The organism is Promicromonospora vindobonensis, from assembly GCF_042685865.1.
Taxonomy (GTDB): domain Bacteria; phylum Actinomycetota; class Actinomycetes; order Actinomycetales; family Cellulomonadaceae; genus Promicromonospora; species Promicromonospora vindobonensis.
In genome coordinates, this window is sequence record NZ_JBHUOG010000001.1 from 293,281 (window position 1) to 307,737 (window position 14,457).

Annotated in this window: 14 protein-coding genes; 3 read left to right on the forward strand and 11 right to left on the reverse strand. The window is 70.3% G+C overall.

The features are described from left to right. Positions 1–35: 35 nt before the first annotated feature. Genes ACFS27_RS01330 through ACFS27_RS01345 form a run of 4 tightly spaced genes read right to left on the reverse strand, consistent with a single transcriptional unit; the run spans position 36 to position 4,389 of the window. Positions 36–1,196: a Gfo/Idh/MocA family protein gene (locus ACFS27_RS01330; protein ID WP_377179566.1), complete on the reverse strand. Its 1,161-nt coding sequence runs from the start codon at positions 1,194–1,196 to the stop codon at positions 36–38. 11 nt (positions 1,197–1,207) lie between these two features. Next, positions 1,208–2,509: an ABC transporter substrate-binding protein gene (locus tag ACFS27_RS01335; RefSeq protein WP_377179568.1), complete on the reverse strand. Its 1,302-nt coding sequence runs from the start codon at positions 2,507–2,509 to the stop codon at positions 1,208–1,210. Positions 2,510–2,534: 25 nt separating this feature from the next. Next, a complete protein-coding gene (locus ACFS27_RS01340) occupies positions 2,535–3,470 on the reverse strand; it encodes a carbohydrate ABC transporter permease (protein ID WP_377179570.1) in 936 nt (311 codons plus the stop codon). Continuing rightward, positions 3,460–4,389, reverse strand: coding sequence for a carbohydrate ABC transporter permease (locus ACFS27_RS01345; protein ID WP_377179572.1), 930 nt, complete (start codon positions 4,387–4,389; stop codon positions 3,460–3,462). The genes ACFS27_RS01340 and ACFS27_RS01345 overlap by 11 nt, the downstream gene beginning before the upstream one ends. Before the next feature lie 118 nt (positions 4,390–4,507). On the opposite strand from ACFS27_RS01345, the gene ACFS27_RS01350 reads away from it, so the two are divergent. Further along, positions 4,508–5,506 (forward strand): LacI family DNA-binding transcriptional regulator, encoded by a 999-nt coding sequence (locus tag ACFS27_RS01350; protein WP_377179574.1) that lies wholly within the window; start codon positions 4,508–4,510, stop codon positions 5,504–5,506. Between the two features lie 127 nt (positions 5,507–5,633). Then, complete coding sequence (locus tag ACFS27_RS01355) at positions 5,634–6,260, forward strand: hypothetical protein (protein ID WP_377179576.1); 627 nt, start codon at positions 5,634–5,636, stop codon at positions 6,258–6,260. Between the two features lie 31 nt (positions 6,261–6,291). On the opposite strand, the gene ACFS27_RS01360 is transcribed toward ACFS27_RS01355, so the two are convergent. From ACFS27_RS01360 to ACFS27_RS01385, 6 genes are all read right to left on the reverse strand, one after another. Next, the gene (locus tag ACFS27_RS01360) at positions 6,292–6,936 is read right to left on the reverse strand and encodes a dihydrofolate reductase family protein (protein WP_377179578.1); all 645 of its coding nucleotides are present in this window, start codon (positions 6,934–6,936) and stop codon (positions 6,292–6,294) included. Between the two features lie 94 nt (positions 6,937–7,030). Next, positions 7,031–8,140: a mandelate racemase/muconate lactonizing enzyme family protein gene (locus ACFS27_RS01365; protein ID WP_377179580.1), complete on the reverse strand. Its 1,110-nt coding sequence runs from the start codon at positions 8,138–8,140 to the stop codon at positions 7,031–7,033. A 9-nt stretch (positions 8,141–8,149) separates the two neighbouring features. Beyond that, positions 8,150–8,953, reverse strand: coding sequence for an IclR family transcriptional regulator (locus ACFS27_RS01370; RefSeq protein ID WP_377179582.1), 804 nt, complete (start codon positions 8,951–8,953; stop codon positions 8,150–8,152). A gap of 25 nt (positions 8,954–8,978) precedes the next feature. Then, a complete protein-coding gene (locus ACFS27_RS01375) occupies positions 8,979–9,896 on the reverse strand; it encodes a carbohydrate ABC transporter permease (protein WP_377179584.1) in 918 nt (305 codons plus the stop codon). 1 nt (position 9,897) lies between these two features. Beyond that, the gene (locus ACFS27_RS01380) at positions 9,898–10,863 is read right to left on the reverse strand and encodes a carbohydrate ABC transporter permease (RefSeq protein WP_377179586.1); all 966 of its coding nucleotides are present in this window, start codon (positions 10,861–10,863) and stop codon (positions 9,898–9,900) included. 1 nt (position 10,864) lies between these two features. Then, positions 10,865–12,196: an ABC transporter substrate-binding protein gene (locus ACFS27_RS01385; RefSeq protein WP_377179588.1), complete on the reverse strand. Its 1,332-nt coding sequence runs from the start codon at positions 12,194–12,196 to the stop codon at positions 10,865–10,867. Positions 12,197–12,345: 149 nt separating this feature from the next. Between ACFS27_RS01385 and ACFS27_RS01390 the strand changes: the two genes are divergently transcribed. Beyond that, positions 12,346–13,545 carry an MFS transporter gene (locus ACFS27_RS01390; protein WP_377179590.1) on the forward strand — a complete coding sequence of 400 codons (1,200 nt, stop codon included), beginning with the start codon at positions 12,346–12,348 and terminating at the stop codon, positions 13,543–13,545. Here ACFS27_RS01390 and ACFS27_RS01395 read toward each other — a convergent pair. Further along, positions 13,542–14,297 carry a GbsR/MarR family transcriptional regulator gene (locus ACFS27_RS01395; RefSeq protein WP_377179592.1) on the reverse strand — a complete coding sequence of 252 codons (756 nt, stop codon included), beginning with the start codon at positions 14,295–14,297 and terminating at the stop codon, positions 13,542–13,544. The genes ACFS27_RS01390 and ACFS27_RS01395 overlap by 4 nt on opposite strands. Positions 14,298–14,457 lie beyond the last annotated feature (160 nt).

The window sequence follows — 14,457 nt, forward strand, 5'->3', positions numbered from 1 at the left end:
GAGGTCTCTTTCTCTCGAACGTCTCTCGGAACGGGTCAGTCGTCGCTGCTGCTGCCGACGGTGATCTTGCCGGGCAGATCGGCCACCGCCGTCGTCTTCTCGAAGAAGCGCGGGGCGCGCTGGACGAGCGTGCCCACCCGGTAGTAGGGGTCGTCCACCGACAGGGGCAGATCGACGGTGCGCCGCTCGATCCCCGCCACGTAGACCGCGGTGACGAGCTCGATGGCGCGGCGGCCGTCGGCGCCGTCCACAGCGGGACGACGGCGTTCCCGCACCGCCTCGAGCGTGTCGCCGATCTGTCCCGCGTGCCCCTCGTGCTCCAGCGGGGTGTGCGAAGCGGCGAGCGCCTCGATCTTGGCGACGCGCGCGGGGTCTCCGCCGGGGGCAGGGAAGCCGTTGGGCTCTGCGACGTCGGCGACGACCTTCCAGGGCTGGGACACCCGCGCGTGCCGGCCCTGGACGACGATCGCCTGTTCCTCGCCGTGGTGCACCACCGAGCTGGTCACCTCGGCGAGGGCGCGGTCGTACTGCAGGACGGCGACCGACAGGTCCTCGACCTCGGAGTTCTCGTGCGCGGCGTTGGTCAGCACTGCGGTGACGGCGCTGGGTGCGCCGAGCATCCATGCGGTGAGGTCCAGGTGGTGGATGGCGTGGTTGAGCGTGCACCCGCCACCCTCCGACTCCCACGTCCCGCGCCACCACAGGTCGTAGTAGGCGGTGCCGCGCCACCAGGCCGAGGAGACCTGCGCGTGGGAGACGGGACCGATCAGGCCCGAGTCGAGCACCTCCTTCAGCGTCGCCAGGTCGTCGCGGAACCGGTTCTGCGCGACGACGGACAAGATCCGGTCGTTCTCGGTGGCGGCGGCGATCATCGCGTCGCACTCCTCGAGGGACGGCGCCATGGGCTTCTCGACGAGCACGTCGACACCGGCCCGCAGGGCGGCGATCGTCAGCTCGGCGTGGGTGGACGGCGGCGTCGCGATGCTGACGAGGTCGAGGTCCTCCGCCGCGAGCAGGTCCTCGACCCGCTCGTAGGTCCGAGCCGCCGGGAGGCCGAGCTCGGCGCGGGTGGCGTCGGCCTTGCCCGGCGCGATGTCGCACAGGGCGACGATCTCGCACTCGGCCGGAAACCGTCGATAGCCGTCGATGTGGGTGCGGGCGATCCCGCCGGTCCCGATGATGCCGATCTTGAGCACATTTCCTCCGGTCACTTGGCGGCGTCGGTCGAGCTCTGGATCTCGGCGATCATCGCATTGGCCGCGTCCAGAGGTGTCTGCTTCTCGAACATGACCTCCTGCAGGTAGCGCTGCAGGATCGTGTCGATGTCGGAGGCGCCGTTCGGGACGATCGCCGGCGCCTCGCCCAGGTGCGGCTCACGCTGCTCGGCGAAGTCGGCAGCCTTCCGCTCATCGAGCGTGAGGTCCTGGCCGAGCGACTCGAGCGTCTGGGCGTTGGCCGGGATGCCCCGCTCCGTGCCGATGATCTTGGCCGCCTCGGGGTCGTTCACCAGAAAGTCCACGAGTAGCGCGGCCTCGGCGGGGTGCTCCGACTTGGACGACACCGACCAGTACATCCCGGGCTTGAAATAGTCGTACTTCGTGGTGTCCTCGTCGGGGGTCGGCAGGGGTACCAGCTCGAGCTCGGCTCCGCTGGCGGCCGCGTACGCGGTGATCATGGTGGAGGGCGTGAAGACTGCCGCGGTCTTGCCGGTCGCGAACGGTGTCTGGTCGAGCGCCAGGCCGGTGGACTCTGCCTGGTTCGACGCCGGAGCGGCGGCACCGCTTGCCGTCCAGTCGAGGGCGAGCTGGAAGAAGGCGGTCAGCGTCTCGGGCTGGATCACGATGTCGTCCTCGGAGAACAGCTGGTCTCCGTGCTGGCGGGCGAAGAGCTGCAGGGGGAACTCGGTGTTCATGATGCCGGTGCCGACGGTGTCACCCGACGACTTCTCGGTGACCTTCTTGGCCCATGCCTCGAACTCGGCCCAGTCCCAGGTGGAGGTGTCGGGTAGCGGGACACCGATCTCCTCGATCAGGTCGGTGTTCACCAGCAGGCCGGTCGAGGTGGTCGAGATCGGCATCCCGTAGAGAGTCTCGTTCCAGGCGCCCATGTCCAGGACCGGCTGCCCCAGGCCGGACGTGTCGAGCTGGGACAGGGAGCCGAGGTCGACGAGACTGCCGCGCGAGGCGTACGAGGCCAGGTAGAGCTGGTCCATCTGGATGACGTCGGCCGCGTTGCCTCCGGCAGTGGCGGTTGCGAGCTTCTCCCAGTAGCCGGTCCAGTCGGAGAACTCCGGTTCGACGGTGATGTTGGGGTGCTTCTCCTCGAAGAGGTCGAAGACCTCCTGGGTACGCGCATGGCGCGTGTCGCCGCCCCACCACGTGGCGCGGAGAGTGACGGGCTCGTCGGCGAGCTCGGTCGATCCCTGTGACGGCGCGACGCCGCACGCGGCGAGCGCGAGCGCCATGGCCGCGGCGACGGTGCCGACGGCGGTCCTGCGGATCCGGTTCATAGCGGGTTCCTTCGTGTGCGGGGGCTCATTTGAGCCCGGTGGTGGCGATGCCCTGCACCAGGTACTTCTGGCCGAGGGCGAAGGCGAGGACGAGGGGCACGATGGCGACGACGCTCATCGCGAACATCCCGCCGAACGACGAGCTCGACTGCGCGTCGATGAATGAGCGCAGCGCGATCGGGACCGTGTACTGCTGCGGGTCGGTCAGGTAGATGAGCTGGGAGAAGAAGTCGTTCCACGTCCAGATGAACGTGAAGATCGCCGTTGTGGCCAGGGCCGGCTTCATCAGCGGCAGGATGATGAGGAAGAAGATCCGGCCGTGTCCTGCCCCGTCGATACGGGCCGCCTCGTCGAGCTCGCGGGGCAGCCCGCGGATGAACTGGACCATGAGGAAGATGAAGAACGCGTCGGTCGCCAGCAGCTTGGGCACGATGAGCGGCCAGAAGGAGTTCACGAGCCCCGCCTGCGCCCACAGGATGTACTGCGGCACGATCACGACGTGCACGGGCAGCATGATCGTGACGAGCATGTAGGCGAACGCCGGCCCCTGGAACCGGAACCGTAGGCGGGCGAACGCGTAGGCCGCCATCGAACAGCTCACGAGGTTGCCGATGATCGAGCCGATCACGACGAGCGCCGAGTTGAGGAGGTACACGCTGAAGGGCCTGCCCAGTGCCGTCCAGCCGTAGACGTAGTTCTCGACGTGAAACGTCGTCAGCAGCAGCGACGGGTTGCCGAAGATCTCGCCGTCCGGCCGCAGCGAGCTCACCACCATCCAGAGCACCGGGTACAGGGTGGTGATGACACCCAGGACGAGCAGAGCGTGCTTGGCAACCCTGCGGAGCACCCCCCGGACCTGGCGGCCCTCCGGACGCCGGTCGGCGACCGGAGGTGCTGCCCTGGCGGTGGCGGTGGGCTGGTGCGGTCGGGGTCGGGGTCGGGTCGTGGACTCAGTTTTCATAGTGCACCCAGTACTTCGAGAGCCAGAAGTTGATGGCGGTGAACACACCGATGATCAGGACGAGCAGCCAGGCGAGCGCCGACGCGTAGCCCATGCGGAAGGACGAGAAGCCTTCCTGGTAGAGGTAGAGCGTGTAGAAGAGCAGCGAGTCGGACGGTCCGCCGGTTCCACCCGAGACGATGAACGCCTGGGTGAAGGACGAGAACGAGTTGATGGTCGCCAGCACGAGGTTGAAGAAGATGATCGGGGTCAGCAGCGGCAGCGTGACGGCGTGGAACCGACGCCACGGCCCTGCGCCGTCCGTGGCGGCGGCCTCGTAGAGCTCGGCCGGGATCTGCCGCAGGCCGGCCAGGAAGATCACCATCGGTGACCCGAAGGTCCAGATGTGCAGCAGGATGATCGTTCCAAGGGCTGTGTCGGGACTGCCGATCCAGCTCGTGGTGGTGTGGATCCCGACGAGGCCCAGCATCGCGTTCACGAGCCCTTCGCCCCCGAACACCAGGCGCCACAGCACTGCGATGGCCACGGAGGCGCCCAGCAGGCTGGGCAGGTAGAACGCCGATCGGTAGATCGCGCGGCCACGTAGCCCGCGGTCGAGCAGCAGCGCGAGCGCGAGCGCCACCAGTAGCTGGCCAGGCACGCCGACGAGCACATAGACGAAGGTGACCACCAACGACTGGTGCAGTCGGACATCGGTGAGCATGCGCTCGAAGTTGGCGAGCCCGATCCAGTTCGCGTCCTGCAGCAGGTTGTAGTCGGTGAACGCCAGGTAGAGGGACGCAAGCACCGGGCCGAGCGTGAGCACGAGCGCGCCGAGCACCCATGGCCCGAGAAATGCGAGCGCCGCCTTGTTGTCCGGCGTGGCCTGCGAGGTACGCGGGGACCTGCGCGCCAGCTTTTGCAGCTCGACGACAGACATGGACACCTCCTCCTTGAGGGTCGCGGCCCGGACCCGGGCCAGGTGATACGTGTCACTGATACGTGTCACTATGGTTAGGGCTGCTGGGACCACTGTCAAGGGGATGGAGAATGTGAGCGTGTCACTACCGCCTACGAGCCGCGACGTCGCGCGCATTGCCGGCGTCTCGCAGACCACCGTGTCCTACGTCCTCACGGGGAAGGGCGCGATCTCCCCCACCACACGGGAGCGCGTGCTGGAGGTCGCCGACTCGATCGGGTACCGCCCGAACCTCGCCGCGCGGTCGATGCGCACCCGCCGCTCCGGCAGGCTCGCCGTGATCATGGGCGTCGCCTTCGACAACCAGATGCGCATGCTCAACGGCGCGAGCCAGGTGGCGGACGAGGCCGGCTACGTCATGGAGACCCACAGTGTCGAGGGCACCGTGGAAGACCGGACCGAACGAGTGCTCGAGCTGGCTGCCGGAGGGCAGTACGAGGGCATCCTGACCTTCGTGCCGGTGCTCGGCTCGGCCCTGTCGGACGGCCGGGAGACGCCGCCGGTCCTGGCCGCGACGGCGTTCGACGACAAGATGCGGAGCGTGGGCGAGCTGGCCGACGCCGGCCTGATCGAGGTGTTCGTCCGCGCGCTCGCCGCGGCAGGTCACCGGCGGTTCGTGCACGTCGCGGGGCCGCAGGGGTTCTCGTCGGCGCGCGCCCGCCAGGAGACCTACATCGCCGCCGTCGAGCGCCTCGGCGTCGAGTCGCTCGGCGTGCTCGGCGGGGAGTGGCCGCCGGAGACCGGCCGGCAGGCTGTCCTCGCGCTGGCCGACGACGCGCCGCCCGTCGCGGTGATCGCGGCCAACGACGACCTGGCCATCGGCGCCCTGCGGGGTGCCGCCGAGCGTGGGTGGTCCGTACCGGAGGACCTGGTCGTGACCGGCTGGGACAACGCCCGGTTCGGCGCCTACACGCTGCCGTCGCTCACCACCGTCGACGTCGACTTCCGGGCGGCCGGGAGCCATGCCATGCGGCTCCTCGTCGCGGCGCTACGCGGCGAGGAACCACCGCCGCGGGGGGCCACCCTCCAGCACATCGTGTGGCGGGAGTCGACGGGGAGCGCTGCGCCACCGGACTGAACCCCGCCGGACCGACCCAGCCCGGAACCCGCACCCGGCCGGACTTGACCAGGGCCGCCCGGCGGCGGAGCGTGAGAAGGGACGGCAGCGCCGTCCGGACGCTGCTTGCGAGCACAGGGAGTCCGCCATGTACATACGCACCACAGAGATCCAGGGAGAGCCCGCCGGCGTCGACGACGGGCTGCGGCTCGTCCGGGAGGAGATCTTCCCGGCCGTCTCCGCGATGGACGGCTGCGTCGGGATGTCCATGCTGATCGACCGCGGGTCCGCCCGTTGTATCACCACGACGGCGTGGTCGTCCCAGGACGCGATGCAGGCGAGCGCCGCCTCCGTGCGCCCGCTGCGCGACCGCGCCGAGCGCGCCCTGGGCGCCACCTCCGGCAGGTACGTCCACGAGTGGGAGGTCGCCGTCGTGCACCGCGACCACGCCGTGCCCGACGGCGGCTGTGCCCGCCTCACCTGGTTGAGCGGCGACCGGGACATGGTCGACAACGCCATCGACATGTACCGGATGGTGGTCGTCCCGCAGATCCAGGACCTCGACGGGTTCTGCAGCGCGAGCCTGATGGTCGACCGGGAGGCCGGCCGGGTCGTCAGCACGGCCGCCTTCGACGGCCCCGATGCCGTCGCCGCCAGCCGTGCGCTCGCCGCGGGGCTCCGCGAACGGGTCGCCGGCGAGCTCGGTGCCACGATCGACGACGTCGAGGAGCTGGAGGTCGCGTTCGCGCACCTCCACGTGCCCGAGATGGCGTGACGCGGTCCGGGACCGCGCGTGCGGGGCACCCTCAGTCGGCACGTCCCGCACCGCGGTCGGGCGCGGCCATGTCCCCGGTCGCCGGTGTGCCGGCCGCCAGCCCGTAGCGCAGGTGCACGCCACCCTTCGGACCGGCCGCAGGAGGTTCGAGGAGCGTCAGGTTCGTGGGCACCTCGCCGCCGTCGAACACCTTCTTGCCCTCGCCGAGCACGATCGGGTAGAGCCAGAGGTTGAGCCGGTCGAAGAGCTGCTCGCGCAGGAGCGTCTGGACCAGGTCGATGCTGCCGACGACCTTGATGTGCTCGTGCCGGTCGCGGAGCTCCCGCACGGCTGCCGGCAGGTCCGGCCCGAGCTGCGTGGACCCGGCCCACGGGAGGTCGGGCGTGCCGCGGGAGGCGACGTACTTGGGGACGCCGTTGAAGAGCGTGGCGATCTGGTTGTCCTGGCCGCCCTCCTGGTGCGGCCAGTAGGCGGCGAAGATGTCGTAGGTCCGCCGGCCGAGCAGGAGGGCGTCGGTACCCTCGTACGCTGCGTCGATCTGCGCTCCGGCGACCTCGTCCATCAGGGGCGCCTGCCAGCCGCCGAACCGGAACGCCGCTGGGTCCTCCTCCGGGCCGCCGGGTGCCTGCGCGACCAGGTCCAAGGTGGCGAACAGCTCGATCTCGATGAGGCCCATCGTGTGCTCCTGTGCTCGTGGTGGTGGTCAGGAGGTAGACGCGGGAGCGTCGGCGGACTCATCGGTACCGGTCAGGGCAGCCGGGTTGTCGCGATCATCGGACGATCTTGCGCAGGTGGGCCTCGTCGGGCAGCGGGACGCCGAAGCCCGGTGAGCCGTCGAGGTGCAGCACCCCGTCCACGGGACGGAGCAGCCGCGGGTCGACGCCGGCCACGTCGCCAGGGACGCCCTCGACGATCTCGACGTTGCCGAGTCCCGCCGCGAGGTGTGCGGCGTAGCGGGTCTTGAGCGGCCGTCCCCACGCGTGCGGCGAGCCGTGGACGCCCGCCGCCGCGAGATCGGGCATCAGCCGCCGCCACGCCGTGAGGCCGTACGACAGCACGTCCATCAGCAGCACGTCGATGGACCCTGCCGCGGCGACGGGAAGCAGCGCGCCGACGTCGGGCGAGGTCTCCCCCTCCGCGATCCGGGTCTCGGGCGACTTCGCGTCGAGCCACGCGCGGAGCGCGGCGAGGTCGTCGGCGTCGTCGAGGAACGGCTCCTCGACCCAGAACAGCCCGACGTCGGCGACGGCCTCGAGGTACGTGACGAACCCGTCGAGGTCGTACCCGTCGTTCGCGTCGACGAGGATCCGCGCGTCCGGGAACGCGTCGCGGACGGCACGCGTCACCTCGATGTCACGGACGTCGCCCTCGTCACGGGGCAGCCACCGGTTGCCCCTGCCGATCTTGAGCTTGAAGTCGCGGTGGCCGAGACCGGCGTCGGCCCGGCACTCCTCGAGCAGGACCTCGATACCGCGCGGCGCGTCCTGCGGATCGAGGTCGTCGAAGTAGATCGCGCCGTCGTAGACCGGGACGTCCACCGAGCCACGCCCGCCGAGCAGCGCGTGCACCGGAGCGTCCAGCACGACGCCGAGCAGGTCGTGCAGGGCGATGTCGAGCCAGCGGTCCGCGTCGTCGAGGACACCGGTGCCCGCGTCGATCAGCTCGGAGAGCAGGCGCCCCTCCACCCGGGCGACGTCGCCCGGCGGGCCCTCGAACAGGCCCCACCCGGTTCGGCCGTCCTCGGTGACCAGCACCGCGACGTGCGAGTCGGGGCCGCTGCCGTGGCTGCCGAGCCGGGCATTGCGTCCAACGGTACGTGGATAGCGCGTGTCGAGCTGTGCGAGCCGGACGGAGCGGATGCGAGGGTCGGAGGTGCCCATGGAGTCCAATCAGGTGTCGTGGGAGAGCGGGTGGGACGGTGGCGACGCGCCGAGCGCGACGGAGATGCGGGCGGCGGTGCGGACCACCGCTGGGACGATCGAGGACTGGGCGGCGACGATGCGGTCGCGCGGCCCGGCCACGCTGATCGCGGCTACCGGGAGCTCGCCGGCGCCGCGGATCGGTGCGGCGATGCAGCGCACCCCTGGCTCGCGTTCGGCGTCGTCGAGCGCCCAGCCCTGGTCGCGGATCCGGTCGAGCTCCGCGTGCAGCTCTGGTGCGGTGGTGAAGGTCGTCGCGGTGTAGCCCGTCAGCGGGATGCGCTCGACGACGAGCCCCCGCTCGGCCTCCGGCAACGCCGAGAGATAGGCCTTGCCGAGGCCTGACGCGTGCAGCGGGGCACGGCCGCCCAGCTTGGAGAGCACCCGCACCACCTGCGGCCCCTCCTCCTGCATCACGTAGCACATCTGGTCGTCGTCGAAGACGGCGATGAACGCCGTCTCCTCGGTCTCGTCGACCAGCTCGCGCAGGTGCTCGGGCCCGACGGCGTGGATGTCGAGACCCTCCAGCGCCTGCAGGCCGAGCCGCATGATGACCGGCCCGAGGCGCAGCTCGGTCTCGCCGACCACGTAGCCGCGGTCCCTGAGCATGCCGACGATGCGGTACGCCGCGCTGCGGCTGAGACCGAGGTCCGCCGAGAGCCGCTGAACGGTCGCGCCCGGCGTCGCAGCGACCCATTCCACGATGTCGAGGCCACGTGCGAGGGTGCCGACGGTCCCACCGTCGACGGAGGTCCGGTTGCTCGTGTCATTCACGCGGCCATTCTCTCCTGGTGTCCGCTCATCCCTTGAGACCGGACCTGGCGACGCCGGCGATCACGAAGCGCTGCACGAAGGCGAACAGGATCAGCACCGGGATGCTCGCGATCGCCGCTCCGGCCATGACGGCGGGGAAGTCGGTCGCGTAGGCGCCGCGCAGTGTCGCCAGGCCGGCGGGCAGGGTCAGCTGCGACGGGTTGAACAGCACGTACAACGGCCAGAGGAAGTCGTTCCAGCTGGCAAGGAACGACAGGAGCCCGAGGGTCGCGAGCGGTGCCTTGGACAGCGGCAGCACGACGCGGAAGAAGATCTGCCAGCGGTTGGCGCCGTCGATGAGCGCCGCCTCCTCGAGCTCCGCCGGGATGCTCGCGAAGAACTGGCACAGGAAGAACACGCCGAACGCGCTGGCGGCGCCGGGTACGACGAGCGCCCAGAGGCTGTCGAGCCAGCCGAGCCCGTCGACGATCAGGTAGTTGGGCATGAGGAAGACGAACCCCGGGACGAACAGCGTTGCGATGATCAGCGCGAACACCACTCGCCTGCCCGGAAACCGCATCCGGGCCAGCGGGTAGGCCGCCATCGAGGCGGTGACGAGCACGAGCGCGGTGTGCAGCACGCCGACGAGCACCGAGTTCCCGAGCCACCGCAGCAGGGGTGCCTGCGCGTCGGCGAACAGCTTGGTGTAGCCCTCGAGGGTCGGTGTCGGCGGTATCCACTGCGGCGGGAGCGCCGTGGCATCACCGGTCGTCTTGAACGACGTCGAGAGCATCCACAGCAGCGGGGCCAGGATGATCACGGACAGGATGAGCAGCATGGCGTAGAGCAGCAGGGTGCCGACGACGCCGCGGCCGCCCGCCGTCTCTCCGCTCCGGCGAGCCGTGGCCGGCCGGGGTGCCGCAGGTCGGTCGGTGCTGCCCGGCCGCTCGATGGTCGTTGCCATCTCAGCTCTCCTTCTGTCGCAGGAACAGGAAGTTCAGTGCGCTCACGGCGATCAGCAGCAGGGCGAGCAGGTAGCTCATCGCGGCGGCGAGGCCCATGCGGAACTGCTCCAGACCGACCTCGGCGATGAACATGATCGCCGTGCGCGTCTCGTTCGACGGGTTGCCCGAGGTGAGCAGGTACGACTGGCCGAACATGTTCGCGGAGGCGAGCACCGTCATCGTGAGGACGAAGAGGAGGACCGGGCGCAGCTGCGGGATCGTGACGTGCACGAACCGCTGCCAGCGGTCCGCGCCGTCGACCTTGGCCGCGTCGTAGAGCGCCTCGTCGACGTTCTGCAGGCCCGCGAGGTAGACCACGGAGTTGAATCCCATCGTCCACCAGACCGTCACGCCGACGAGCGACACCCAGACCCACGGCGTTGCGGTGAGCCACGGCACGGCCTCCGTGATGCCGAGCTCCGCCAGGTACCCGTTCACCAGGCCGGTGTTGCCGTTGAGGAGGTACTGCCAGAGCAGGCCGACCACGCTGACCCCCAGCACGTACGGTGCGAAGAACACCGCCCGGAAGAAGGTTCGCCCACGGAACCGCTGGTTGAGCAGGAGGGCGAGGCCGAGCGGGATCGCCATCAGCAGCGGGACCGAGAACAGCACGAACAGGCCGGTCGCCCGCATGCTCTCCCAGAACTGCTGCGCGACGAGCGCGTCGGGCGTGAACAGGTCGACATAGTTCTGCAGTCCGACGAACGGCCGGTCGGGCAGGAAGAAGTCCCAGTTGTGCAGGCTCATCCAGATCCCGGACACGGCGGGCGCCAGCACGAACGTCCCGAAGATCAGCAGGAACGGCGCGAGGAAGAGGTACGGCGTCCAGGGTCGGGGCCGGTGCGGTGAGCGCACAGCGGACCGGGCCCGCGCAGGGCCGGCGGAGCGCTGGGGGCGACCCGTGCGCGGCGAGGCGGTGGTGGTCATGTCAGGCCCTCCCGTACTTCTCGACGTTCTCCTGGAGCAGGAAGGACGCCTGGGTCGTCGCGGTGTCCAGCGCGCTGCGCGGGTCACCGAGCGAGAGCAGCGCGTCGCCGATCGCGGGGTACAGGATGGTCGTCTGCACCTCCGCGATCCCCGGCACCAGCGGGTAGAACCGGATGTGCTCGACGCCCTCTGCGACGTGTGCCTGCGCGGGCAGGTCCGCGAGCTCCGGCGAGGCGAGGATCGGCAGCCGGGCGGGCACCGGTCCCGCCGTCGCCCAGCCGATCGAGTTCGCGAGGATCCACCCGAGGAACGTCACGACGGCGGCGAGGCGGTCGGCGTCGAAGCTCGGCTGGCGGGAGACAACGAACTGGTGCGAGCCGGAGAACGCCGCACGCTGGCCGCCGATCTGCGGCAGCGGCGCGACGTCCCAGTCGAGCCCGTCGACCTGGCCGAGATCGTTGATGAGGGCGCCTGGACCGCCCCAGAGGAACGCGTTCTGGTCGTTCTTGAACGCCATGGAGGCGTCGGAGCCACTGACGTTGCGCGGGCTCCAGCCCGCACGGATCAGGGACTGTTGCCACACGAGCGCGTCCACACCGGCCTGCTCGGCGAACGTTGCGGCCCTGCCAGCGCTGTCATAATGCTCGCCGCCGAACTGCCAGAGCAGGGAGTCGAACCCTCGCCCCACACCCTGTGGGTCCACGGCCGGGAGCCAGTGGCCCTGGACCCCGGACGACGCGACCGCGTCCAGCGCCTGCTCGTACCCGGCGCGGTCGACCGGCGGCGCGTCCGGGTCGAGCCCTGCCTGCTCCAGCACCCGGCGGTTGTAGAACAGCGAGTCGGGCCACATGTCCAGCGGGAGCGACCAGCGCTGGCCCCGGTAGACACCGGAGTCCCACACGACCGGCAGGTAGTCGGCCTCCACGAGGCCGACGGTGTCCAGGACCTCGTCGACCGGCATGATCACCTTCCGCGCGGCGTTCGTCGCCACCTGGAAGTTGTGCATGAGGGCGAAGTCCGGCGCCAGACCGCTGGTGACCGCGGCGGGGAACTTCTGGTAAAAGTCCGTCCACGGCAGGGCGTACATGTCGATGCCGATGTTCGGGTGCTCGCGGGTGAACTCGGCGATCAGCGTCCGCATGACCGGACCGTCACCGCCCGTGAGCCCGTTCCAGAACCGCAGCCTGATCGGCGGCCCGTCATAGGCGCCGTCGATCCGCGGGAGCCCTCCGGTCCCGATCGTCGGCGCACAGCCGGTGATCGCCGCCGCGACGCCGGCGAGCCCGGCCGTCCCGAGCGCCCGCAGGACCGTGCGGCGCGTGAGCGTACTCATCTCCACATCTCCACCCCATTGTGTGCAGTCCCACTGATCGGGACTGCTGTGTCGATGAACGGGACAGTAGCGGAGCCGGTCGGGCGCGTCAACGGTCCGCACGATAACCCGGGTCGTTGCCGCGGCTAACTATCTGGCAGGATGATGGCGTGACCGGAACCGGCGAACCAGCTGACGATCCGGAGTTCCGCTTCCGCGACATCGCCGTCGTGGCCTACCTGCCCTCCGTCGTCAGCTCGATCGGCCATGGCGCCGTCCTGCCGGTCCTGGTGATCCACGCGGGCGATCTCGGGGCGAGCACCGCCCTCGCCGCGTTCGTGGTCGCACTCCTGGGGATCGGACAGCTGGCGAACTCCCTCCCCTCTGGCGCGCTGGTGGCGCGGCTCGGCGAACGCCGCACCCTCCTGATCGCCGGGATCGTCGACGCAGTGGCGATGCTGGCCGCCTTCCTGGTGCCCTCGGTGTGGCTGCTGTGCGTGTGCGTCTTCGTCAGCGGGATGAGCTGGACGGCGTTCCTCCTGGCGCGGCAGGGGTTCCTGATCGACGCCGTGCCGATCAGCCATCGTGCACGCGGGATGGCCCTGCTGGGCGGGTCGATGCGGCTCGGGGTCCTGATCGGTCCGCTGCTGGGAGCACTGCTGATCCACCTGCTCGGGGTCCGCTCGGTGTTCGTGCTCGCGGCGTGCGCATCGTTCGCCTCGGCCCTGATCGTCACGCGGATGCCGGACTTCGGCCGTGTGGCACGCACCGCCACCCCGCTTCCCGTGCACTCGGTCCTGTGGGAGCACCGGCGCACGCTGCTCACCCTCGGTGTGGCCGTCATCATCATCGGCGCCTCCCGGTCGGTGCGTACCGGCCTGCTGCCGCTGTGGGCCGACCACGTCCACATCTCTGCCGCCGTGGTCTCGCTCCTGTTCGCGGTCGCCGCCACCATCGACATCGCGCTCACCCTCCCGGGTGGCTGGCTCCTGGACACCCGCGGCCGGCAGATCGTGGCGGTGCCGGTGGTCCTCGCGGTCGGCGTCGGCTGCCTGCTGCTCCCGCTGACCGACTCCGCACTCGACGTCGGCCTGGTCATGGCGGTCATCGCGCTCGGCAACGGGCTCGGGTCGGGGATCGTGATGACCCTCGGCGCCGATGCGGCACCACAGGCGGGCCGCGCGCAGTTCCTCGGTGGCTGGCGGCTGTGCGGAGACATCGGCAACACCGGCGGGCCGCTGCTCGTCTCCGCGGTGGCCGCCGTCGCACCGCTGGCCGCCGCGCCGGTGCTCATCGGCGTGCTCGCGCTGCTCGGCGCGATCTGGGTCGGGCACTGGACCGGCAAGGCCGACCGCAAGCGCCGAGGTTAGGACGGGGCCGGACCCGCTCCGGTGTCGCCGCCCGGCGTCGGCCCTGGCTTGGTGTGCAGGATCTCCCGGGCCTGCTCCGCCGCTCGGTCGATGCTCTCGGAGATGAAGTCCATGAAGCGGGCGATGTTCTCGAGCCGGACGGCGGCCGGCGTGTCGCGGCCGAGCACGCTGACGCCCTGCCGTGCGGTCTCGGCAAGCTGGGCATTGCCCCTCGCGCCGGCGAGCGTGGCCTGGTAAAAGAGCTCGTCGTCGACGACGTAGCGGTCACGGCGCCCCTCGGCACGCTCGCGGCGGACGAGGCTCTGGCCCTCCAGGAACGAGACCGCCTTGGAGACGGACGCCGGGCTGACCTGGAGGTGCTGGGCGAGCTGCGACGCGGTGAGACTGCCCGCATCCGCGATGAACAGCGAGGCCAGCACCCGAGCCGTCATCCTGGGCAGGCCCGAGGCCATGAGGACGCCGGTGAGCGTCTCCTCGTAGTCGGCGACGGCAGCGGCGTCCCGCCCGTGCGGCTGCGGAGCCGCGGCCACCCCCTGGGCCGAGGCCTGCCTGCGCCGGTGGGCGCGGCGCTCGGTGGCGCGGTGGGCCAGGTCGGAGCGATAGGCGGTGGGGCCGCCGTTGCGCATCACCTCGCGCGTGACCGTCGACGTCGGCCGGTCGAGACGTCGCGCGATCTCCGCGTAGGGCAGGGCATCGGCGAGCCCCAGCGCGATCTGCTGGCGCTCCTGTCTGGTGAGCCTGCCTCCCGGCATCGGGGTCTCCCTCGTGTTCGGCCGTACGGACCCTGCACGAGCCACCATAGCGTTCACTTTTGACCTGTTGCAACGCTGAGCATCATCGCCATTGCATTGCATCTTGACCGGTTGCAACGGTTTATCCGCTGTGACCTGCAGCGATACACATGGAATGCAA